Annotated in this window: 20 protein-coding genes; 9 read left to right on the top strand and 11 right to left on the bottom strand. The window is 72.2% G+C overall.

Annotated features, from left to right (window positions below; translation table 11 throughout):
• The first annotated feature begins 71 nt into the window (after positions 1-71).
• Positions 72-461: a nuclear transport factor 2 family protein gene (locus tag Voc01_RS10975; protein ID WP_203927228.1), complete on the top strand. Its 390-nt coding sequence runs from the start codon at positions 72-74 to the stop codon at positions 459-461.
• Positions 462-474: 13 nt separating this feature from the next.
• Here Voc01_RS10975 and Voc01_RS10970 read toward each other — a convergent pair whose 3' ends face one another.
• From Voc01_RS10970 to Voc01_RS10960, 3 genes are all read right to left on the bottom strand, one after another.
• The gene (locus tag Voc01_RS10970; protein ID WP_203927227.1) at positions 475-2,136 is read right to left on the bottom strand and encodes a serine/threonine-protein kinase; all 1,662 of its coding nucleotides are present in this window, start codon (positions 2,134-2,136) and stop codon (positions 475-477) included.
• A 63-nt stretch (positions 2,137-2,199) separates the two neighbouring features.
• Positions 2,200-3,471, bottom strand: coding sequence for a hypothetical protein (locus Voc01_RS10965; RefSeq protein ID WP_203927226.1), 1,272 nt, complete (start codon positions 3,469-3,471; stop codon positions 2,200-2,202).
• Positions 3,464-3,961, bottom strand: a complete 498-nt coding sequence (locus tag Voc01_RS10960; protein WP_203927225.1) for a SigE family RNA polymerase sigma factor — start codon at positions 3,959-3,961, stop codon at positions 3,464-3,466. The genes Voc01_RS10965 and Voc01_RS10960 overlap by 8 nt, the downstream gene beginning before the upstream one ends.
• Positions 3,962-4,040: 79 nt before the next feature.
• Here Voc01_RS10960 and Voc01_RS10955 point away from each other — a divergent pair, with 79 nt between their 5' ends.
• The 3 genes from Voc01_RS10955 to Voc01_RS10945 all read left to right on the top strand — a co-directional run bounded on the left by Voc01_RS10955 (position 4,041) and on the right by Voc01_RS10945 (position 5,537).
• Positions 4,041-4,292 (top strand): helix-turn-helix domain-containing protein, encoded by a 252-nt coding sequence (locus Voc01_RS10955; protein ID WP_203927224.1) that lies wholly within the window; start codon positions 4,041-4,043, stop codon positions 4,290-4,292.
• Positions 4,285-4,866 (top strand): ATP-dependent Clp protease proteolytic subunit, encoded by a 582-nt coding sequence (locus Voc01_RS10950; protein ID WP_203927223.1) that lies wholly within the window; start codon positions 4,285-4,287, stop codon positions 4,864-4,866. The genes Voc01_RS10955 and Voc01_RS10950 overlap by 8 nt, the downstream gene beginning before the upstream one ends.
• Positions 4,867-4,934: 68 nt before the next feature.
• Complete coding sequence (locus tag Voc01_RS10945) at positions 4,935-5,537, top strand: MarR family winged helix-turn-helix transcriptional regulator (RefSeq protein WP_203927222.1); 603 nt, start codon at positions 4,935-4,937, stop codon at positions 5,535-5,537.
• A 99-nt stretch (positions 5,538-5,636) separates the two neighbouring features.
• Here the strand turns inward: Voc01_RS10945 and Voc01_RS10940 are convergent, their stop codons facing one another.
• Complete coding sequence (locus tag Voc01_RS10940) at positions 5,637-6,755, bottom strand: fumarylacetoacetate hydrolase family protein (protein WP_203927221.1); 1,119 nt, start codon at positions 6,753-6,755, stop codon at positions 5,637-5,639.
• Entirely contained in the window at positions 6,748-7,944 is a 1,197-nt protein-coding gene (locus Voc01_RS10935) for a homogentisate 1,2-dioxygenase (protein ID WP_203927220.1), read from the bottom strand. Before Voc01_RS10935 ends, Voc01_RS10940 begins: the two co-directional genes overlap by 8 nt.
• 22 nt (positions 7,945-7,966) lie before the next feature.
• Between Voc01_RS10935 and Voc01_RS10930 the strand changes: the two genes are divergently transcribed.
• The gene (locus Voc01_RS10930; protein WP_203927219.1) at positions 7,967-8,725 is read left to right on the top strand and encodes an aminotransferase class IV; all 759 of its coding nucleotides are present in this window, start codon (positions 7,967-7,969) and stop codon (positions 8,723-8,725) included.
• Positions 8,726-8,786: 61 nt separating this feature from the next.
• On the top strand, positions 8,787-9,194 hold the full coding sequence (locus Voc01_RS10925; RefSeq protein ID WP_203927218.1) for a VOC family protein: 408 nt from the start codon (positions 8,787-8,789) through the stop codon (positions 9,192-9,194).
• Between the two features lie 25 nt (positions 9,195-9,219).
• Here Voc01_RS10925 and Voc01_RS10920 read toward each other — a convergent pair whose 3' ends face one another.
• Complete coding sequence (locus Voc01_RS10920) at positions 9,220-10,854, bottom strand: fatty acid--CoA ligase (protein ID WP_239160108.1); 1,635 nt, start codon at positions 10,852-10,854, stop codon at positions 9,220-9,222.
• Between the two features lie 126 nt (positions 10,855-10,980).
• Between Voc01_RS10920 and Voc01_RS10915 the strand changes: the two genes are divergently transcribed.
• Positions 10,981-13,188, top strand: a complete 2,208-nt coding sequence (locus Voc01_RS10915) for an MMPL family transporter (protein WP_203927217.1) — start codon at positions 10,981-10,983, stop codon at positions 13,186-13,188.
• Between the two features lie 62 nt (positions 13,189-13,250).
• Here Voc01_RS10915 and Voc01_RS10910 read toward each other — a convergent pair whose 3' ends face one another.
• Together Voc01_RS10910 and Voc01_RS10905 are read right to left on the bottom strand one after the other, a co-directional pair.
• Complete coding sequence (locus tag Voc01_RS10910; RefSeq protein WP_239160107.1) at positions 13,251-13,814, bottom strand: GNAT family N-acetyltransferase; 564 nt, start codon at positions 13,812-13,814, stop codon at positions 13,251-13,253.
• A gap of 5 nt (positions 13,815-13,819) precedes the next feature.
• Positions 13,820-14,443, bottom strand: coding sequence for a DUF4291 domain-containing protein (locus Voc01_RS10905; protein WP_203927216.1), 624 nt, complete (start codon positions 14,441-14,443; stop codon positions 13,820-13,822).
• Between the two features lie 30 nt (positions 14,444-14,473).
• Here Voc01_RS10905 and Voc01_RS10900 point away from each other — a divergent pair, with 30 nt between their 5' ends.
• Positions 14,474-16,627, top strand: coding sequence for a leucine-rich repeat domain-containing protein (locus Voc01_RS10900; RefSeq protein ID WP_203927215.1), 2,154 nt, complete (start codon positions 14,474-14,476; stop codon positions 16,625-16,627).
• On the opposite strand, the gene Voc01_RS10895 is transcribed toward Voc01_RS10900, so the two are convergent.
• Positions 16,601-17,398 carry an isocitrate lyase/PEP mutase family protein gene (locus tag Voc01_RS10895; protein WP_203927214.1) on the bottom strand — a complete coding sequence of 266 codons (798 nt, stop codon included), beginning with the start codon at positions 17,396-17,398 and terminating at the stop codon, positions 16,601-16,603. The two genes, Voc01_RS10900 and Voc01_RS10895, sit on opposite strands and share 27 nt — an antisense overlap.
• A gap of 35 nt (positions 17,399-17,433) precedes the next feature.
• Between Voc01_RS10895 and Voc01_RS10890 the strand changes: the two genes are divergently transcribed.
• Positions 17,434-18,333, top strand: coding sequence for an aminotransferase class IV (locus Voc01_RS10890; protein ID WP_203927213.1), 900 nt, complete (start codon positions 17,434-17,436; stop codon positions 18,331-18,333).
• On the opposite strand, the gene Voc01_RS10885 is transcribed toward Voc01_RS10890, so the two are convergent.
• Together Voc01_RS10885 and Voc01_RS10880 are read right to left on the bottom strand one after the other, a co-directional pair.
• Entirely contained in the window at positions 18,330-19,037 is a 708-nt protein-coding gene (locus tag Voc01_RS10885) for a sulfotransferase-like domain-containing protein (protein WP_239160106.1), read from the bottom strand. The two genes, Voc01_RS10890 and Voc01_RS10885, sit on opposite strands and share 4 nt — an antisense overlap.
• A 9-nt stretch (positions 19,038-19,046) precedes the next feature.
• The gene (locus Voc01_RS10880; RefSeq protein WP_203927212.1) at positions 19,047-19,799 is read right to left on the bottom strand and encodes a DUF4184 family protein; all 753 of its coding nucleotides are present in this window, start codon (positions 19,797-19,799) and stop codon (positions 19,047-19,049) included.
• Positions 19,800-19,839: the final 40 nt, after the last annotated feature.

Here is a 19,839-nt window from a genome sequence, read left to right as displayed (position 1 = left end):
CGACCGTTCCGGATCGGGGCCGGCCGGTGTCGATACCAGGTGCAGAGATCGGACCGGCAGGGGGATCGAGGATGGGAGTGACGATGGACGAGGCGGTACGGGTGGCACTGGCGTACCAGAGGGCGTGGTCGGGCGGGGACGTCGGTGCCGCGATGGCGTACGTGGCCGACGACGTGGTGCTCGACGCGCCGGCGGGCCGGATCGAGGGCGCCGCGGGCTACCGCGCGTTCCTGGAGCCGTACGTCGAGATGCTGATCGGCGCCGAGGTGCTGGCGGCCTTCGGCGACGGGGAACGGGCCGTGGTGGTCTACGACTCGGCGACCACGCTGGTCGCGAGCGCGCCGGCCGCCGAACTGGTGACGGTGCGCGACGGGAGGATCGCCCACAGCCGGTTCATCTTCGACCGGCTCCCGTTCCAGGAGGCCCGTGCGGCTCGGAGCGCGGGGCGGCTCCGGCCGTAGCCGCGAGCCCGCGCTATCCGTCGGTGCCCACCTCGGACCCGTCCTCGCCGCCGGCACCGACCCCGCCGCCGGTGTTGCCGCCCGCGTTGCCACCGGTGTTCCCGCCGGTGTTCCCGCCGCCGGTGTTGCCGCCGGGGGAGCCGCCGGTTCCGCCCGGGTCGGGCTCGTTGGTGGGCGGGTCGCTCGCCGGCGGCGCCTCGGTGGTGGGATCGGTGGTCCCGGGGTTCTCCGCCGGTGCCGAGGTGGCGGGGTTGGTCGGGGTGCCGCCGCGGGTGCCGGTGGACGTCGGCCGACCGGTGGTGGTCTGTGTGGGTTGGGTCGGGTTCGTGCTGACGGTAGGCGTGGTGGTCTCGGGGGTGTTGGTCGGCGCGTCGTCGGAGGTGAACGCCACCACCGCGGCGAGCGCCGCGCCGGCGAGGACCAGCGCGGCGGCACCGGCCAGGGCGGCCATCCGCCTACGCGGCCCACCCGGCCCGCCGGCCGGGCCCACGGGAGGGGCGCCGCCGCTCACCGGGACGGCACCTCCGCTCACCGGTGCGGCGCGTCCCGCCAGGCCGGCACCCGCGACGCCCGCGCCGGCACCGACGGCGGCGGCGCCCGCCACGCCGGCTCCGCGCAGGCCGCCGGTGGAGTCGTCGAAGCCGGCGGGCATCGTCTCGGTGCGGCGTCCGCCGAGGCCGTCGGACTCCGGGCCGCCGGTGCGGGCGCGTCCCGGCGCGAAACCGCCACCCGCCGGCACCGGCGGCAGGTCGACGGCGGTGCGCGCGGGCGTGCCGACGGACGCCTGCCCCACCGGCGCCACCGGGGCAACCTGCGTCGTGGACACCGCGCCCGGCACCGTGCCGCCGACCGCGGCGGCGGCGGCCCGGGCGGCGGCCGCGAACTCGGCGGCGGACTGGTAGCGGTCGGCCGGGTCCTTCTCCAGGGAGCGCATCACCAGCGTCCGGACCGGCTCCGGGGTGTCGTCGGGCAGCGGCGGGACCTCGTCGTTGAGGTGCCGCAGCGCGATCTCCATCGGCGCCTCGCCGTTGAACGGCGGCACGCCGGCGAGGCACTGGTAGCCCACCGCGCCCAGCGCGTAGATGTCGGTGGTCGGCGCGACCGGCTTGCCCGACACCTGCTCGGGTGCCATGTAGAGCACCGTGCCGGGAACGGCGTTCGCCGCGGTGATCGCGGTGATGTCCGCCGAGCGGGCCACGCCGAAGTCGACCAGGACGACCGTGCCGTCGGCCTGGACCAGCAGGTTGCCCGGCTTCACGTCGCGGTGGACCACGCCGCCGACGTGCGCGGCCGCGAGCGCGTCGGCGGCCTGCGCGACCACCGAGAGCGTGTCGACGACCGGCAGCCTGCCGTCGGTGGCGATCCGGTGCGACAGCGGCTCGCCGTCGACGTAGGCCATCACCAGGTAGGCCGCGGTCCGACCGTCGAGCTCGCTCTCGCCGAAGTCGTAGACGTCGACCACGTTCGGATGGCGGAACGCGGCCAGGATGCGCGCCTCGGCCTTGAACCGGGCCAGGAACGCCGCGTCGGTGAGGAGCGCCGGAAGCAGCACCTTGACCGCGACGGTGCGGCCGAGCACGACGTCCGTGGCGCGCCACACCTCACCCATTCCGCCACTGGCGAGGAACGCGTCGAGTCGATAGCGGTCACTGAGTAGTTCTCCTGGACGCAGCACGTAACGTCCTTACCCCACACGGCTGTGGGCTACGCGCACCGCGTCCGTCCGGGGCGAGAAGACTCACACCACTTTCGTGCACCGCCATCGAACGGCCTGGATCTGGCTCTTGTCGTCGACCGCCTGCCCGCCGATCACCGTGCCGTCGGCGCTGATGTGCACGGCCATGTTCATCAGGCGCGTCACGGGATCCTCGCTCAGCGGTACCAGCATCGGGAGTGGGGCCCGGCCGCCCGGTGCGGCGACGAACGGACCGTCCCACTCCTGGCCGACGATCCAGCCCTCGCTGGTGCCGACGAGCCCGAACGCGTGGGTCAGCGGCGTGTACGTACCGGTGCGCAGGTTGAACAGGAAGGAGTCGAAGGAGACCCCGCCGCTGCCGATGGGCCTGGCGGCGCGGCCGAACACGACGCCGTCGTGGATCGAGATCGGCCAGAACGTCTGCGCGGGCTTCCCACCGACCTCCGGCATCGGCAGGAGCCGGCCGGATCCGTCGGGGGCCCAGACGTGGGCGTGGTCTCCGCCGTCGGGACCTCGCGAGCCCGCGACGCTGACCTTGGCGAGGACCGTGCCGTCGTCGTCGACGTCGACGGTCTCCCCTTCCGGGAAGCCGTCGGGGAGCGGGAGGAACTGGGCCTCGCCGTCGGGGCCGCTCCACACCAGCGGCTGGTACGGCTCGGAGCCGCCACCGAGGTTGCCCACGATCGTCCCGTTCTCCGCGACCGCCCGCGCCTGGACGCTGCCCGCCGGTGCCCGCAGCCGGGTCAGCTTCCCGTCGCGGTAGACGAAGGCGCTCTGGGTGTCGCGGCCGGTGAAAGCTGACCCGACGGCCATCCCGGTGCTGGTGATGTCGTCGAAGGCCTCGTCGTCGCCGGGCATGTCGACCCGGGTCGGCACGCCGTCGTCCCAGATCAGCAGCGGGTGCCTGGCCACGAAGCCGGTGCTGCCGTACGCCCGTCCGACCAGGAACCGGCCGGTGGGGTCGCCGCCGGTGACCAGGCTGCGGGGATGCCCCTCGGGGACGGGCAGGCGGTCGATCCGGCACGTACCCGGCGCTGCCACCTCGGCTGAACGCGAAGCTGTCGGGCTGGGCGACGTGCTCACGTGCGTCCCCAATGGTCTTTCGGGACCGGCGACGGACCGCAGGCCGCCGGCGGCGACCGCCGAAGCGACCAGGACCGCGGCCGCGGCGATCGCGGCGCCACCGGCGACGCGACGGCGCCGCTGCCGACGCAGCGCGCCCGTGCGGACCTCGGCGAGGAGGGTGGGGCGGGCGCGCAGGTCGTCGCTGACCGCCCGCAGCGTCGCGCTGATGCGCTCTTCGTGGTCAACCATCGAGATCTCCGTTGCGGACGAGCGCGGCCTCGGGGAGGACCTCGCGGAGTTTGGCCAGGCCGCGGAAGGTGTGGCTGCGTACGGTGGGCTCCGAGCAGCCGAGCAGGTCGGCGACTTCGGCGACCGACAGCCCGTTGAGGTAGCGCAGGACGACGGCCGCGCGCTGACGGCCGCCCAGCGTGCCGAGCAGGCGCAGCACCTCGGCGCGGCTGGACACGTCGGCGGCGTGGTCGTCGACCAGCGGTTCGGCGGCGTGGTCGAGCGGCGCCTCCCGGTGCCGGCGCCGCCACCGCCAGTGGTTGATCGTGCGGTTGACCAGGACGCGCCGCGCGTACGCCTCCGGCTCGTTGACGCGCCGCCAGCGCAGGAACAGCTGTTCGAGGACCTCCTGGAGCAGGTCCTCGGCCTGGTGCCGGTCGCCGCACATCAGGAAGGCCAGGCGCAGCAGTTCGTCGGCGCGGGCGCGAACGAAGTCGTCGAACTCATCCATCGGTCCTCCGCGAGGGTGTCATGGACTCAGACACCGCGGGGGTCCGGGACGTTTACGGGGTGGGTATATCGTTTCTGATATGACCGACGACGGGCTGCCGCGTCTTCCGGGGTTCCGGGAGATGGCCGCCAACAATGATCTTGTCGAGGAGCTGGTCGCGCGCCGGCGCGCGGCCGGGCTGTCGCAGGGGGAGGTCGCCGAGCGGATGGGCACCTCGCAGCCGGCCGTCGCGCGGCTGGAGGCCGGGCAGGTCGACGCCCGGATGTCGACCCTGCGGCGGTACGCCGCGGCGGTGGGTGCCGAGCTGAAGCTGGAGGTTCCGGATGCGTGAGAACCGCCCGATGCCGGGCCCGTCGGAGGGCGTCGCGCCGTGGCTCGCCGAGAAGCTGTTCGACCGGCGGGTCGTGATGCTGACCGGTGTGATCACCGGCGGCTCGGCCAGCCAGGCGGCCGCGTCGCTCCTCACGCTCGACGCGCTGGGCACCGAGCCGGTGCACCTGCACCTGTCGGCGCCGGAGGGCGACCTCAACGCGGCGTTCGCCGTGGTCGACGCCGTCGACGCCATGCGGTGCGAACTGCACGCGACGGTCACCGGCGAGGCCGGGGGAGCCGCCGTCGCGGTGCTGGCCGCCGCCCACCGCCGGCTCGCGTACCGGCACGCCCGCATCAGGCTGACCGAGCCGCGCTCGGCCACGGTGGCGGGCACCGCCGACGAGGTGGCGTCGGCCGCCGGTCGGTACCTGCGTGAGCTGGAGGAGCTGGCGGTACGGCTGGCCGAGGTGACCGGGCAGGCCCGCAGCAGGATCGAGTCGGACCTGTCCGCGGGGAAGATGCTCACGGCCGCCGAGGCGGTCGAGTACGGCCTGGTGCACCAGGTCGTGGGCAGGAACGACCGCGCAGAGTAGCGGCGTTCCGCGTGTCCGGGACAACCGGTGCGTTGATATCCGCGACCGTGCGGTGTCAGCATGATCGGGTGGATGAAGGACCAAAGCCACGCACCCGGTCCGGACCTGGCATCGACGACGGAATGCTGTTGGAGAGCTTTCTGTCGTTCCGGGTGACGATCCTGGCGAAGCTGCTCGAGCGGCGGCTCGCCCGGATGCTCAGCGAGCGGTTCGGCCTGGCGGTCGCCGAGTACCGGGTCCTGCTGCAGGTCGCCCTGCGCCCCGGGTCGACCGTCCGCGCCATCTCGGCCCGCACGTTCGTCGACAAGGCGCAGGTCAGCCGCGTGGTGGCGGCGCTGGAGGAGCAGGATCTGATCAAGCGGTCGACCCGTGACAACGACCGCCGGTCGCCGGAGTTCACGGTCACCCCGTTGGGGCGCGCGCTGATCACCCGGATCGCGCCGGTGCGCCGGCAGCAGGAGCAGGAGATCGGCGACCATCTCGGTGTCGCGGGCGCGGAGCAGCTCGCCACGACGATCCAGTCGCTGATCGAGATTCTCAGCCTGCCGACCCGCGAGGCCGACCTGGAACCCACGGCGATGCAGCGCCGCCGGGCCATCCGGACCGAGCGGGTGGTGCGGTCACGGGCCCGGGCGGCCGCCAAAGCCGCGGCGACGGCCGCCCAGGCCTGAGACGTTCCCCACGCCAGCGACCGGAGTCGATTCCTGAACCGCTACTCGGTGTGAGCGGATCCGGCGTGCGCGCGGATCCGCCCTACGCCCGGTGCGGTCTCACGCCCCGTGTGGCCGGATGCGGCCGGTGACCTCGCCGAGCCGCACGCCGTTCGTCGCGGTGGCCCGCAGGACCACCTCGTCGCCGTCCTCGAGGAACGTGCGCTTGCCGGCCCCGGTGGCGATCTCGTCGCGGCCGCCCCACGACAGCTCCAGGAGCGAGCCCAGCTCGTCCTTCGCCGGTCCGCTCACGGTTCCCGACGCGAACAGGTCGCCGGTGCGCAGCGTCGCGCCGTTGACCGTCAGGTGGGCCAGTTGCTGCGCGGGCGTCCAGTACATCGTCGCGAACGGCGGCCGGCTGACGACGGTGCCGTTGAGCTCGACCTCGAGCGTCAGGTCGAGGCCCCACGGCGGTGTACCGGTGTCGTCGAGGTAGGGCAGCAGCGGGCCGGTGCGGGCCGGCGGTCGCGTGCGGGCGCCGTCGAGCGCCGCGAGCGGGGTGACCCACGCCGAGACCGACGTCGCGAAGCTCTTGCCGAGAAACGGCCCGAGCGGCACGTACTCCCATGCCTGGATGTCCCTGGCCGACCAGTCGTTGAGCAGCACGACGCCGAACACGTGCCGGTCGAAGTCCCCGAGCGGTACGGGTCGGGTGGCCGGTACGCCGACGACGAACCCCACTTCGGCCTCGATGTCGAGGCGTCGCGTCGGTCCGAACGTCGGCGCCGGGTCGTCGGGGGCCTTGCGCTGACCGCGTGGACGCACGACGTCGGTGCCGCTGACGACGACCGTGCCGGCGCGGCCGTGGTAGCCGATGGGCAGGTGCTTCCAGTTCGGTGGCAACGGGTCGCCGCCGGGGCGGAAGATGCGGCCCACGTTGGCGGCGTGGTTCTCCGAGGAGTAGAAGTCGACGTAGTCGGCCACCTCGAAGGGCAGATGCGGGGTGACGTCGGAGAGCGCGATCGTCGGCTCCCACCGCCCGACGTCCTCACGCACCTGGGCCCAGACCTCCGGGCCGGCCGCCATCAGGGGGTTGAGGGTGGGCCCCTCGACGAGGTGGGCGTAGGGGCGGCGCTGCGCGTGTGCCGCTTCTGTGAGGTCGAGGACATGGTCGTCCGTGCGGACGCCGATTCTCGGTGGCCCGGTGCCGGTGGTGAACGCGCCGTACTGTTCAGCCACGGCCGCCCACCCAGGTCCAGGCGTACTTTCCGTCGTCGCTGGCGCGACCGCCCTCGCCGAGCTCGAGCGGGCGGAACGTGTCGACCATGACGGCGAGCTCGTCGAAGTACTCGACGCCGATGCTGCGCTCGTACGCGCCCGGCTGCGGCCCGTGCGGGTGGCCGCCCGGGTGCAGGGAGACGGACCCCTGCGCGATCCCGGAGCCCTTGCGCGCCTCGTAGTTGCCGCCGCAGTAGAACATGACCTCGTCACTGTCCACATTGGAGTGGTAGTACGGCACCGGTATGGACAGCGGGTGGTAGTCGACCTTCCGGGGCACGAACGCGCAGATGACGAAGTTGACGCTCTCGAACACCTGGTGCACCGGTGGCGGCTGGTGCACGCGGCCGGTGATCGGCTCGAAGTCGCTGACGTTGAACGTGTACGGGTACAGGCAGCCGTCCCAGCCGACCACGTCGAACGGGTGCTTCGGATACACGAAGCGGGTTCCGGTGACGCCGGCGGCGGTGCGGTGCTTGACGAACACCTCGACGTCGTCGCCTTCTGCTCTCATGGGCTCGCTCGGCGCGTGCAGGTCGCGTTCGCAGTACGGGGCGTGCTCGAGGAGCTGGCCGTACCGGCTGAGGTACCGCTTGGGCGGCGCGATGTGCGTCGAGGACTCGATGCAGTACGCCTTCAGGGGCTCGCCGCTGTCGTCGGGGATCCACCGGTGGGTGGTGTTGCGGGGCAGGACGACGAAGTCGCCGGTCCTGGCCTGTAGCGCGCCGAACAGCGTCTCGACCGTGGCCCCGCCCTTCTCGACGTACACGCACTCGTCGCCGATCGCGTTGCGGTACAAGGGAGACGGCGTGCCGGCGACCACATAGGACAGCCGCACGTCGGCGTTGCCGAGCACCAGCCGACGGCCGGAGACGACGTCGGTGGCCTTCCAGTCCTCCCCTTCGAAGAGGCCGGGCAGCTGGAAGTGGCGCGGCTGCAGGGGGTGGTTGGGCACCGTGGAGACGTCGGGCGGCTCCCACGGCTGGGCGTCGACGATCGCGGACGGGATGTTGACGTGGTAGAGCAGCGACGAGTCGGACGAGAAGCCCTCCTCGCCCATCAGCTCCTCGTAGCGGAGCGTTCCCTCGGGCCCGCGGTGCTGGGTGTGCCGCTTGGGTGGGACGCTGCCGACCTGACGGTAGTAGGCCATGTCCGCAGCCTACGGTGGTGGCATGGCGCACGCGACAGTGAACGGTGTTCCCGCGACGCTCGACGACCTCGTGCCGCTGGCGTTCGCGGGGTACGGCCACTACTCGTCCATGCAGGTGCGCGACGGGCGGGTGCGCGGCCTCGGCCTGCATCTGTGCCGGCTGCGGGAGGCGTCGGTCGAGCTGTTCGGGGCCGCGGTGCCCGACGAGCGGGTGCGGGAGTACATCCGGGCGACCCTGGTGGGCGACGCCTCGGTCGAGGTGTACATGTTCGGCCCCGACTCCGGTGAGCCCTCGGTGCTGGTGCGTGCGGACGAGCCGGTGCACCCGTCGCCGACGCCCGTCGGGGTGCGGACGGCCCGGTTCGGCCGGTGGCGGCCGGAGGTGAAGAACCTGGCCCGGATGGGCGCGGTGTACCTGCGCCGCCGGGCGCGCGTCGACGGCTTCGACGACGTGCTGTTCGTCGGCGACGACGGGCTCGTCGCCGAGGGGTCCACCTGGAACGTGCTCTTCCTCGACGCCGACGGCACGACGGTGTTCCCGGTGGCGCCGATGCTCACGGGCACCACGGTGCGGCTGATCCGCGCCGGCCTGTCGGGGGCGGTGGTCGACCGGCCGGTGCACGTCGACGACCTCGGTTCCATGCGGGGCGCGGTCTGGACCAGTTCGCACACCCCGGCCCGCCCGATCGCGGCGATCGACGGCGTCGCCGTCCCGGTGGACGAGGACTGGCTCGCCACCCTGCGGGCGGCGTTCTCGGAAAATGTTCCCGAGGTCGTGTAGAAACCGCCGCGGGCCGTTCGACGCGTGGGTGACAGCAACTCTGAGGTGAGGGAGATATGCCATGAACTGGACACTCGAGGTCGTGCACGTGCCCGTTTCCGACGTCGACCGGGCCATCGAGTTCTACGTGGGCAAGCTCGGCTTCGCGGTCGACCACGACACCCGGGCCGGGTCGGTGCGGTTCGCGCAGCTGACCCCGCCCGGGTCGGGTTGCTCGATCGTGGTCGGCATGTCGGAGATGAAGCCGGGGTCGCTGCAGGGTACGCAGCTCGTGGTGAACGACGTGCGGAAAGCGCATTCCCTGCTCGTGGAGCGCGGCGTGGAGTGCGGCGAGGTGATGTACGCCAGCCGCGACGGCGGCTTCCGCCCGGCCGAGGACGGCGACGACCTCAACAACTCCGGCTTCCTGTTCCTCACCGACCCCGACGGGAACAGCTGGGCGGTCCAGCAGATCACCGCCCGGCCATAGCGCTCTCCGCCCGAGGGCGGCCTGACTAGTGGAGCTCCTCCACGGTCAGGTCGCCCTTGGCGTAGCCCGACTGCAGCTCCTTCTTGTTGAACTTGCCGACACTGGTCTTCGGCACCGCCTCGATGAACGCCCACCGCTCGGGCAGCTGCCACTTCGCCACCCGCCCGGCGAGGAACTCCTTGAGGTCGGCCGCGGTGACCGTCTGCCCCTCGGCGACGACGACCGTCGCGAGTGGACGCTCGCCCCACTTCTCGTCGGGCACCGCCACCACGCACGCCTCCGCCACCGACGGGTGCTCCATCAGGTGGTTCTCCAGCTCCAGCGAGCTGATCCACTCGCCACCGGACTTGATGACGTCCTTGGCCCGGTCGGTGAGCGTGATGTAGCCCTCGGCGGTGAGCTTGCCGACGTCGCCGGTGCGCAGCCAGCCGTCGCGGAACTTCTCGGGGTCCGCGCCGTCGTCGTCACCGATGTAGCGGCCGGTGATCCACGGGCCGCGAACCTCGAGCTCGCCCACGGCCTCGCCGTCGGTGGGCATCACGTCGCCCGCGGGTCCGACGATGCGCGCCTCCACCGACGCCGGCACGCGGCCCTGCGTGTACCGGTAGGCCCACTGCTCGTCCTGGCTCAGGTTGCCCGGGGCGCGGGCCACCGAGCCGAGCGGCGAGGTCTCGGTCATGCCCCAGGCGTGGATGACCTCGATGCCGTGGCGCTCCGACAGCGCGTGCATCAACGCGGGCGGGCACACCGAACCGCCGATGATGACCTCCTTGAGGGAGGACGTGTCGGTGGGGTTCGCGTCGAGGTAGCGCAGCAGGTCGGTGAAGATCGTGGGCACCGCGCCGGCGAGGTTGGGCTTCTCGGTCGCGATCATCTGGGCGATCGGCTCGGCCTGCAGGAAGCGTTCGGTCATCACCAGCGACGCGCCGCTCATGAACGCCGCGTACGGCAGGCCCCACGCCATCGCGTGGAACATCGGGACGATGCACAGTTCGCGCGTCGAGGGCGTGAGGCCGAACGTCTCCGCCGCGCACACCTGCATCGAGTGCAGGTAGATGGAGCGGTGCGAGTAGGCGACCCCCTTGGGGTTCCCGGTCGTGCCGGACGTGTAGCACAGCGCCGCGGCGTCGTTCTCGTCGACGTCGGGCCAGTCGAAGGTGTCCTCCCTGCCGGCGAGCAGCTCGTTCCAGCGGTGGACCCGCACGCCGTCGAGCTCGGCGGGGCCTTCGCCGACGACCACGACGTGCTCCACAGTGGACAGATGGGGCAGCACCTTGGCCAGCAACGGAATCAGCGTGTCGCTGACGATGACGACCCGGTCTTCGGCGTGGTTGGCGATGTAGGCGATCTGGTCGGGGAACAGGCGCAGGTTCAGCGTGTGCAGCACGGCGCCCATGCTCGGCACGGCGAGGTAGGTGGTCAGGTGCTCGGCGTTGTTCCACATGAGGGTGGCGACCCGCTGGTCGCCGGTGACGCCCAGGTCGTCACGGAGTGCGTTGGCCAGCCGGGCGGCGTCGCGGCCGATCTCGGCGTAGGACGCGCGGCGGGAGGCACCGGGGGTACCGGTCCAGGTGACGACCTCGGACCCGCCGTGCACGGTGCTGCCGTGACGCAGGATGCGGGAGACCTGTAACGGCAGTGTCATCATCGTGCTACGCATGCCGAAACGTTAGAGCACCACCCGGCACTCCGGCTAGCACCACCAAACTCGGAAGGCTGGCACCACCGCGTAGACGCAAGGTGGCTGGATCGATGAAAATCGTTGCTCTCCGTAGCGTTCCTGACCATGGCGGAAATCAAAGGGATCGCGGCCCGCACGGCGGGCTGGAGCATGCGTCACCGCGCGCTCGCCGTGCTCGGCTGGCTGGTGTTCGTGGCTGGAACGGTGGTCCTGAGCGGTGTGCTCGGCACCATCGACGACGAGACTGGTGGTAACCACGGCGAGTCGGCCCGCGCCGAGAAGCTCGTCGAAGCGGCGGACTTCCCGGAGCGGTCCGGCGAGATGGTGCTCGTGCGGGGTGACGGGCGCACCATCGACGACCCGGAGGTCCAAGCGGCGCTCGCCGACCTCGCCCGCGCGCTCGACGGCACCGGGGTCGCGCTCGACCGGTCCGACCCGATCCCGTCGGAGGACCGCGGCGCCGCGCTGGTGACGTTCGACCTGGCGGATCCGGACGATGTCGACAAGACGCTCGCCGCGGTCGACACGGTGCGGAGGGCGCATCCGTCGCTCGACGTCGCGCAGGCCGGTGACGCCAGCGGCGACAAGTTCATCGGTGAGGAGCTCGAGAAGATCCTCAACAAGGTCGGCCTGGCGTCGCTGGCCGTGACGTTCGGGATCCTGCTGATCGCGTTCGGCGCGCTCGTCGCCGCGCTGCTGCCGGTCGGGCTGGCGATCACCGCGGTGATCGCGGCGATGGGACTGGCGGCGTTCGCCAGCCGCGCGATCCCGATGAGCGACACCACCCCGCACGTGATGCTGCTGATCGGCCTCGCGGTGGGCGTCGACTACTGCCTGTTCTACATCCGCCGGGAGCGCGAGGAGCGCGCCCGCGGCAACGACAAGGACACCGCGCTGCTCATCGCCGCGCAGACCTCCGGCCGGTCGATCTGGATCTCCGGGCTCACCGTCATGGTCGCCATGGCCGGCCTGCTGTTCACCGGCGACAGCACGTTCATGAGCATCGGCATCGGCACGATCCTGGTCGTCGCCACCGCCGTGCTCGGCTCGCTGACCGTGCTGCCGGCGATGCTGTCCCTCCTGGGTGACAAGATCAACTTTGGCCGCATCCGTCGGCGCCGGGCCGTCCACAGCCCGCGGTCGACGGGACGCGCGTGGAGAGCACTGCTCTCGGTCGTGCTCCGGCGTCCGCTCGTCTCGGCGCTGCTGGCCGCGGTCGCTCTCGGCGCCCTGGCGACGCCGGCGCTGCGCCTCAACCTCGTGGGCGAGAGCCTCGACGACTTCGGCGACACCATCCCGACGATCAACACGCTCAAGGACATCCGCGACGAGTTCCCGGGTGGCGCCGACCCGGCGCGGGTCGTGATCGCCGCCGACGACGTCACCGCCGCGCCGGTGACCGGGGCGATCGAGCGGTTCCGCGCCGCCGCCCTGGCGACCGGGCAGATGCACGAGCCGATCTCCGTCGTGGTCAGCCCCGACCGCACGGTCGCGATCGTCTCGGTCGGGCTCTCGGGCAGCGGGACCGACGCGGCGTCCGAGAATGCCCTGAAACTGCTCCGCGGAACGGTGATCCCCGGTGCCTTCGACGACGTGGCCGGCGTCTCCGACGTGGCCGTCACCGGTGAGGTGGCCGGCTCGTACGACTTCAACGAGTCGTTGAAGCGCAGCATGCCGCTGGTGTTCCTGTTCGTGCTCGGCCTGACGTTCGTGCTCGTGCTGCTCTCGTTCCGGTCCCTGGTGATCGCGGTGACGACGATCGTGCTGAACCTGCTGTCGGTGGCGGCCGCGTACGGCGTGCTGGTGCTGGTCTTCCAGGACGGTCACGGCTCCGGGTTGCTCGACTTCACGCCGAGCGGCGGCATCACCGACTGGCTGCCGCTGATGCTGTTCGTGATTCTCTTCGGCCTGTCGATGGACTACCACGTGTTCGTGCTGTCGCGGATCCGCGAGGGCTACGACCGGGGCCTGACCACCCGGCAGGCGGTGGCCGACGGCATCGCCGGCACCGCGGGAGCGATCACCAGTGCCGCGGTCGTGATGGTGGCGGTGTTCGCGCTGTTCGCCTTCATGCCCCTGACCTCGATGAAGCAGATCGGCGTCGGCCTGTCGGTGGCGGTCCTCCTGGACGCGACGATCATCCGGGCGATCCTGCTGCCCGCGGTGATGGCCCTGCTGGGCAAGGCGAACTGGTACCTGCCGCGCTGGCTGGGCTGGTTGCCGCACATCGAGCACGGCGCCTCGGCGTCGACCCCGCTCCCGCCGGTGGCGCCGGTCGCCACGGAGCCGGTGGGTGCGGGTCACAGGCCCTGATTCCGCCAGAGGGGGGACGGCCGGGCCGGACGGGGGAAGCCCCGTTCCGGCCCGGTCGCCGTTCAGTTCCCGGCGGGCCTGTGCATGACGACGCGGGGCCAGCGGTCGAGGCCGTGGGCGGCCTCGTTCCGCCGTACGGCGCGCAGCCCCGGGGTCAGCTCCTCGTCGGGCACCACGCGGAAGCCGCACCGCTCGTAGTAGGGGGCGTTCCACGGCACGTCGGCGAACGTGGTGAGGGTCAGCCCGGCGAGACCGTGCTGCCGGGCGTACAGGGCGGCGTGCTCGATCAGGCGGCGCCCGATTCCCTGACGGGCCGCGCGCGGATGCACGGATACCTGCTCGATGTGGAGGCACCCGTCCACGACGTCGGCGATGAGGTAGGCGACGGGCGGGCCGACGTGCGCGGCGGCGGGTTCGGCACCGACGTGCGCGGCGGCGGGTTCGGCGCCGACCTCGTCTACCGCGACCCAGGCACGGCCGGCCCGGCGGTAGGCGTCCAGCACGTCCAGGGGAAGCGGCTCGTCGTCGGCGATCTCGGGCATGCCGAACTGGCGGAACGCCTCGCCCGCGGCGCGTTCGACGTCGCGCAGCACCGGCAGGTCGTCGGCCGTCGCGGGGCGGATCACGCGGGTCACTCCGTTGCCCCGACCGCGTCCCACTCCGATGCCCCGACCGCGTCGCGGGCCGCCGGTGGGAGCGGGTAAGCGCTTTCCGGGGGCAGGGCGGCGGTCGCCTCGTCGTCACGGCCCTGCCGCACGAGGTCGTGGACCCGGTGCGCCAACCCGGTGACGTCGGTGATGCCGACGATCCACTCGTCGACGTAGCGCTGCGCCGCCACGCCGGACAGCCCCATCTGCAGCGACCGGTGGGGCAGCGGCGCGAGCCGGATCGAGCGCTCCGGGTCCCATTGCACGCGCACCGGGCTCACCCGCAGCCGCTCCTGCCAGGCCCGCTGGTCGGGATACAGGTCGCGGACGTAATGGCTCAGGCAAGCGTTCTCCAGCGCCCACTCGAAGCCGTCACGGGTCATCTCGACCGCGAGCACGTGCTCCTGCCCGGGCTTGGTGCCCCAGCCGCAGCGGTACATCATCCAGCGGAACGACGGCTTGATCCAGGTCATGCGGTCACGCTTGAACGGCGGCACGAACCGTCCGGCGGCCACGGCGGGCAGCGCGATCCCGGGCGCGTACGCCTGGTACACGGTGACCGTACTGGTCGTGAACAGAGCCCGGACCTGACGTTGGGGAACACTCACGGCGGTGATGATCCCCTATGCTGCCCGCCCGTGACCGTCGAATTTCCGCCCGGCTACAGCGTCATCAGCGCCGCCGAGGCCGAGGAGCGCTTCGCCGTCTCCGCCGACATCTGGTACCCGTACACGGATTTCGCCGACGAGCAGGAGATCCGCCTGTACGAGGGCGGACTCCATGTGCCGGGCGGGGTGATGTCGCATCCGCACACCGACTGGTCGCCGTACAACGTGATCGTCGACGGCGACCTCGTGACCGACGGCGACGTCGACCTCTACGAGGACGGCAGCGGCCACTTCCTCGTGGTGACCGGCGACCTGCGGGCCCGCAGCGTGGTCATGGCCGGCTGCCCCAACGTGGTGGTGCGCGGCGACCTCACGGCCACCGGCGGCGTGCTCGGGCGGCGTGGCGACGACGGCGGGCTGCTCGTGGTCGCCGGTCACACCCGCGCACCGGTGGTGCTGAACCTCCTGTACTTCAACATGGAGTTCGGCCGGCCGCCGGAGGCGGTCGTATGCGGTGACCCCGACCGGATGGGCGGCCAGGTCGACTTCGAGGACGACGAGGACCTGGCCGCGGCCGCGTGGCCGTACGTGGTCGGGGCGGACGGCACGCTCGACGACGAGCGGGTCGCGGCCGCGCTGACCGGGGGCAGGCCGGTACTGCGTCCCGGCGCTCTGCCGCCGCACCTCGCCGCCGAGGCGGAGCTCGACGCGTTGCTGGAGCGCGCCGACGAGGTCACCGAGCTCGACCTGAGCGAGCGGCGGCTGCGCGCTTTCCCGGAGAAGGTACTGCGGTTCCCGAACCTGCGCCGGCTCTCGCTCGCCGGAAACGACGGCCTGGGCAAGGTTCCGAAGGCGATCGCGACGCTGACCGCGCTGGAGGTGCTCGACCTCAGCGACACGGGGCTGCGCAAGCTGCCGAAGGCGATCGGCGCGCTGTCACGGCTGCGCGCGCTCGACATCTCCGACAACCGGTTCAGGCGGCTGCCCGACACCCTCGGCGACCTCGCGGAGCTGCGCGAGCTGCGGATCCGGCGCCTGTCGACGGGGTTCCCGCGTGCGGTCACGCGGCTGCCGCGGCTGCGGGTGCTCGACCTCAGCCTGTCGGTGCTCGACGAGCTGCCCGACGACCTGCTGCAACTGTCCACACTGGAGGAGCTGTACCTCGACGGCGCGTTGGGTGGCGTCGAGCGCCTGCCCGACCTGGCGAAGCTGCCCCGGTTGCGGGTGCTGCGGATGGACGGGCGCAGCGGCAACGGGGGCCGCTACCCGAGCCGGGACCTGCTCGCCGGCATCTGGGACATCACCACGCTGGAGGACCTCGGCATCGACCGCTGGGGCAAGGAGAAGGGCCGTCCCGCGCTGGTGCTGCCGGCCGACGCGTTCGTCCGGATGCCCGGGCTGAAGCGGATCGACCTGTCGTTCAACCCCCTCACGTCGCTGCCCGAGCCGTTCTACCGCCTGACCGACCTCGAGTTCGTCGACCTCCGGTACACGGAGCTCGACGGTGCGACCCTCGACCGCATCGCCGCCACGTTCCCGCGCGTGCGGATGGACCTGCGGCACGTGGAGGCCCGGTCCGATGTGGACGATCCCACCTGGCGGCGCGTGAACGACCTCGTGAAGACCGGCGCCACGGCGGCCGCCGAGGGCCGTTACGAAGATTCGGTCGCGACCCTGGAGCGTGCGGTCGACCTGTGCCGTCCCGGTGCCCGCTACTCCGACTACGACCACCTCTACGCCCGGTACTCCATCGTGGACTCACTGGGCCGGCTCGGCGAGGGCGACCGGCTGATCGCGCACGCCGAGGCGGCGCTGGCGGAGGTGCCGGCGGCCATCTGGCACTTCACCGACCTCGGCGCGTTCCAGGAGGAGGTGCTCCGCCGCTGCGGCAACGCGCTCGCCTGGCACCTCATGGAGCGGGGTGACCTCGACCGGGCACTGTCCACTGTGGAGCACGCGCTGACGGTGGCACCGAGCGGCGAGCACGACTACATCCGCGACACGAAGGTCCGCATCCTGCTGCGCCAGGGCCGTGACCACGACGCGTACGTCGTGGTCGACCAGGTCCTGGCCCGCGACCCGCTCTTCGGCGACTTCGCGGATCTGCGCGAGTCGCCGGAGTTCCTGCGTTGGCGCGACGCGCGGTCGGCCTCGGGGTCAGCCGCCGAAGGCGGCGTCGCGTAGGTCGCGGGGGAGGGCCCGCGTGAGGTACGTGCTGGTGCCGGTCTCCTGCAGCTCGCGGGTGGCCGTCACCAGCGCGCCGTACGCGGCCCACGCCAGCGACCCGCCGGTCGACACGCGACGCACGCCCACACCGGCGAGCTCGGGCACGGAGGGACCGTTCGGCAGCGCGAGCACGTTCACCGGTGCACCGGTTCCGGCGACCACGCGCGCGATGTCGGCGAGGTCGCTGAGCCCCGGCGCGTAGACGCACCCCGCGCCGGCCTCCCGGTAGGCGTTCAGCCGGGCCACCGTGTCGTCGAGGTCGGTGATCCCGTACAGGTGGTTCTCCGCGCGACCGGTCAGCACGATCCCGTGCCTCGCGCAGACCTCGGCCGCCGCGGCGATCCGTTCCACGGCCACGTCGAGCGGATCGACCACGCCCGTGGCGGGGTCGTAGTCCTCGATGGACACTCCGCTCGCCCCCGCCGCGGCGAGCAGTTCCACGGTCTCGGCGACGCCGGTCGGGTCGGTGGCGTAGCCGCGCTCGGCGTCGACGTTCACGGGCACGCTCACCGCCGCCGTGAGCGCGGCGACGTGCGCGACCAGCTCGTCACGGGTCACCTCCTGGTCGTTGCGACCGAGAGTGGCCGCGAACCCGGAGCTCGTGGTGGCCAGCGCCACCGCCCCGAGCTGTTCCAGGAGCTTCGCCGACCCGACGTCCCACGGGTTGGGGAGCAGGAACGTGCCGGACTCGTGCAGGGCGTGGAAGGCGCGGCGGGCATCGGTGGTCACGCCGGCAGATTCTACGGAACGGTACGATCACGACCATGCTCCAGCGCTATGACGAGCGCAACGCCGACATCCGGTACTGGGTCAACGGTGTCCTGCGGCACCGCGACGAGCCCGGCATCTCGCCCTTCGACTCGGTGGTGCAGGGTGGTGACGGCGTGTGGGAGGGCCTGCGGCTGTACGCGGGCCGCATCTACGGGCTGCGCGAGCACCTCGCCCGGCTGCGGCGGTCGGCCGTGGCACTGGGGTTCGCCGCTGTTCCGTCCGACGACGATCTGATCGCGGCGGTGACCGCGACCCTGCGCGCGAACGGAATGACCGACGGTGTCCACATCAGACTGACGCTCACCCGGGGCGTGAAGGTGACCAGCGGCATGGACCCGCGCCTGAACCAGGCGGGGTGCACGCTGATCGTGCTGGCCGAGCACAAGGCGCCCGTGTACGAGACGACCGGGCTGAAGCTGGTGACGTCGAGCGTGCGCCGGCCCGGGCCCGACGTGCTCGACCCGAAGATCCATCACAACAACCTGTTGAACTCGATCCTCGCGAAGATGGAGGCCAACGTCGCCGGCGCCGACGACGCGCTGATGCTCGACAGGCGCGGCTTCGTCGCGGAGACCAACGCCACCCACCTGTTCGCCGTCGTCGGCGACGGGCTGCACACGCCGTTCACGGTCGCCTGCCCGGAGGGCATCACCCGGCAGACGGTGCTGGAGCTGGCCGCCGGCAACGGGATCCCGGCGGTGGTCCGCGACATCTCGTTGACGGAGATGTACACGGCCGACGAGGTGTTCTGCACCGGGACGATGGGCGAGATCGCCGCGGTCACCGAGATCGACGGCCGGCCCATCGGCACGGGCAAGGTCGGCCCGGTGACGCAGCGGGTGGCGACGCTCTACCGCGAGCACGCGACGGCCACCGGGGTTCCGGTCCTCTAGAGCTTCTCGGCGGCAAGTTCGTCGTAGTACGGCCGCGCCTGCTCGACCAGGTGTCGCAGGCGGTCCGGCACCACCGGCGGCGTGGGGTCGTAGGGTGCGAACCCGGTCGACTTCTCCACCGAGGCGTACCAGTGCGGCGCCCACACCCCGTCGGTGACGCGGCGGCCCGGCGGCCACGAGAGCATGACGGGGTCGAACACGATGCCCAGCGCCGTACACAGCCGTTCCAGGACGCCGCGCGGGTCGCGCAACAGGTCGGCCGCGTCGACCACCGGACCGCCGTAGGCGCGGAAGATCTCGGCCTGCTGGGCGTAGCCGAGGTCGGCGAGGGTGGGCTCGCCGCGTACCTTCGCGTACGACGCCACCACATGCTCGGGGTCGCGGATCAGGAACGCGTTGGACAGCTTGCCGATCCAGTCGCGTCCGATCTCGGGGAGCAGGTGGTGGGTCATGTGCTTCTGGTAGTACACCTTCACGCCCACCGGCAGCGGACCGGTGAGCCCGGCGGCGACGGCCTGCCACCGCGTGGGCTGGCTGGCCATGACCTCCTCGCGCCCCGGATGGTCGAGGCCGGTGGCGAGGAGGTAGTGCGCGTACAGAGGTTCGTCGACGACAAGCGTGTCGGCGCGGGCGCCGAAACTGCGCAGCAGCGCAGTGGACACGTTGCGCGGGCCCGACCACATCGCCACCCGTACCGGCTCCACGCATCGATCTTAAGGCACCGGCAGGCGTGCACGGTGTTTCGGCGAGGCGGCGATCGCACCGGCGAGCAGTGCCAGCGACACGACGACCAGCGCGCGGATCGCCTGATCGTGGAACAGCCGCACGGATTGCAGCGGCAGCAACGCCATTCCGGCCGCGGTCACCAGGGCCGCGGTCGCCCAGAAACGCACGGGTCGGCGGCGCACCGGCGGCGGCGGTCCGTACCACCGTCGGATGAGCCCGGACCGTCCGATGTGGACGGCGAGGAGCGCCGCGACCCCGAAACCGACGAGGTCGGACACCCGCGACACGACCAGCCACCACGGCCAACCGGGCAGTGCCTCGGTGGTGAGCGGCGGGAACGGCACGCGGCCGCCGTCGACCGTCGGGTGCGTCACGGCGTCCCACAGGAGGTGGGTCACCGCACCGAGGACCGCCGACCACGCGGTCACCCACCACCGGTGCCGCGACGGCGGCAGCGCGCCGTAGTCGCGCAGCGCGAGCGGTCCGCCGTGCGGCAGGTGCGCGGCGACGGGCGCGGCCGCCCATCGCACGAGCGGAGCCAGGACCAGCGTGAGCGGCACCGCCCACCACAGCGGGGCGTGCCACGCGTGGCTGTGGATGGTGACGCCGTACCCGTCGGCCGTGTACGCGAGGTCCGGCGCGACAGCGCCGAGCACGAGGCCGACCCCGTCGAACCACCGCGGGCGCCACAGTTTCAGCGGCACCACGGCGAGCGGATGCGTGGGAAGCGTCAGGGGCACGGCTTCGACCGTACGGCCCGACCCGGGCGCGACCGGTGGC

The organism is Virgisporangium ochraceum, assembly GCF_016863655.1.
Taxonomy (GTDB): Bacteria; Actinomycetota; Actinomycetes; order Mycobacteriales; family Micromonosporaceae; genus Virgisporangium; species Virgisporangium ochraceum.
Note: the sequence above shows the minus strand (reverse complement) of the source record. Positions and strands in the feature narration are given on the sequence as shown.

Coding starts and splice junctions, on each gene's coding strand:
- Voc01_RS10920 (WP_239160108.1), bottom strand. CDS start 10,854: ATGCGTAGCACGATGATGACACTGCCGTTACAGGTCTCCCGCATCCTG.
- Voc01_RS10975 (WP_203927228.1), top strand. CDS start 72: ATGGGAGTGACGATGGACGAGGCGGTACGGGTGGCACTGGCGTACCAG.
- Voc01_RS10935 (WP_203927220.1), bottom strand. CDS start 7,944: ATGGCCTACTACCGTCAGGTCGGCAGCGTCCCACCCAAGCGGCACACC.
- Voc01_RS10930 (WP_203927219.1), top strand. CDS start 7,967: ATGGCGCACGCGACAGTGAACGGTGTTCCCGCGACGCTCGACGACCTC.
- Voc01_RS10950 (WP_203927223.1), top strand. CDS start 4,285: ATGCGTGAGAACCGCCCGATGCCGGGCCCGTCGGAGGGCGTCGCGCCG.
- Voc01_RS10915 (WP_203927217.1), top strand. CDS start 10,981: ATGGCGGAAATCAAAGGGATCGCGGCCCGCACGGCGGGCTGGAGCATG.
- Voc01_RS10925 (WP_203927218.1), top strand. CDS start 8,787: ATGAACTGGACACTCGAGGTCGTGCACGTGCCCGTTTCCGACGTCGAC.
- Voc01_RS10965 (WP_203927226.1), bottom strand. CDS start 3,471: ATGGTTGACCACGAAGAGCGCATCAGCGCGACGCTGCGGGCGGTCAGC.
- Voc01_RS10960 (WP_203927225.1), bottom strand. CDS start 3,961: ATGGATGAGTTCGACGACTTCGTTCGCGCCCGCGCCGACGAACTGCTG.
- Voc01_RS10890 (WP_203927213.1), top strand. CDS start 17,434: ATGCTCCAGCGCTATGACGAGCGCAACGCCGACATCCGGTACTGGGTC.
- Voc01_RS10955 (WP_203927224.1), top strand. CDS start 4,041: ATGACCGACGACGGGCTGCCGCGTCTTCCGGGGTTCCGGGAGATGGCC.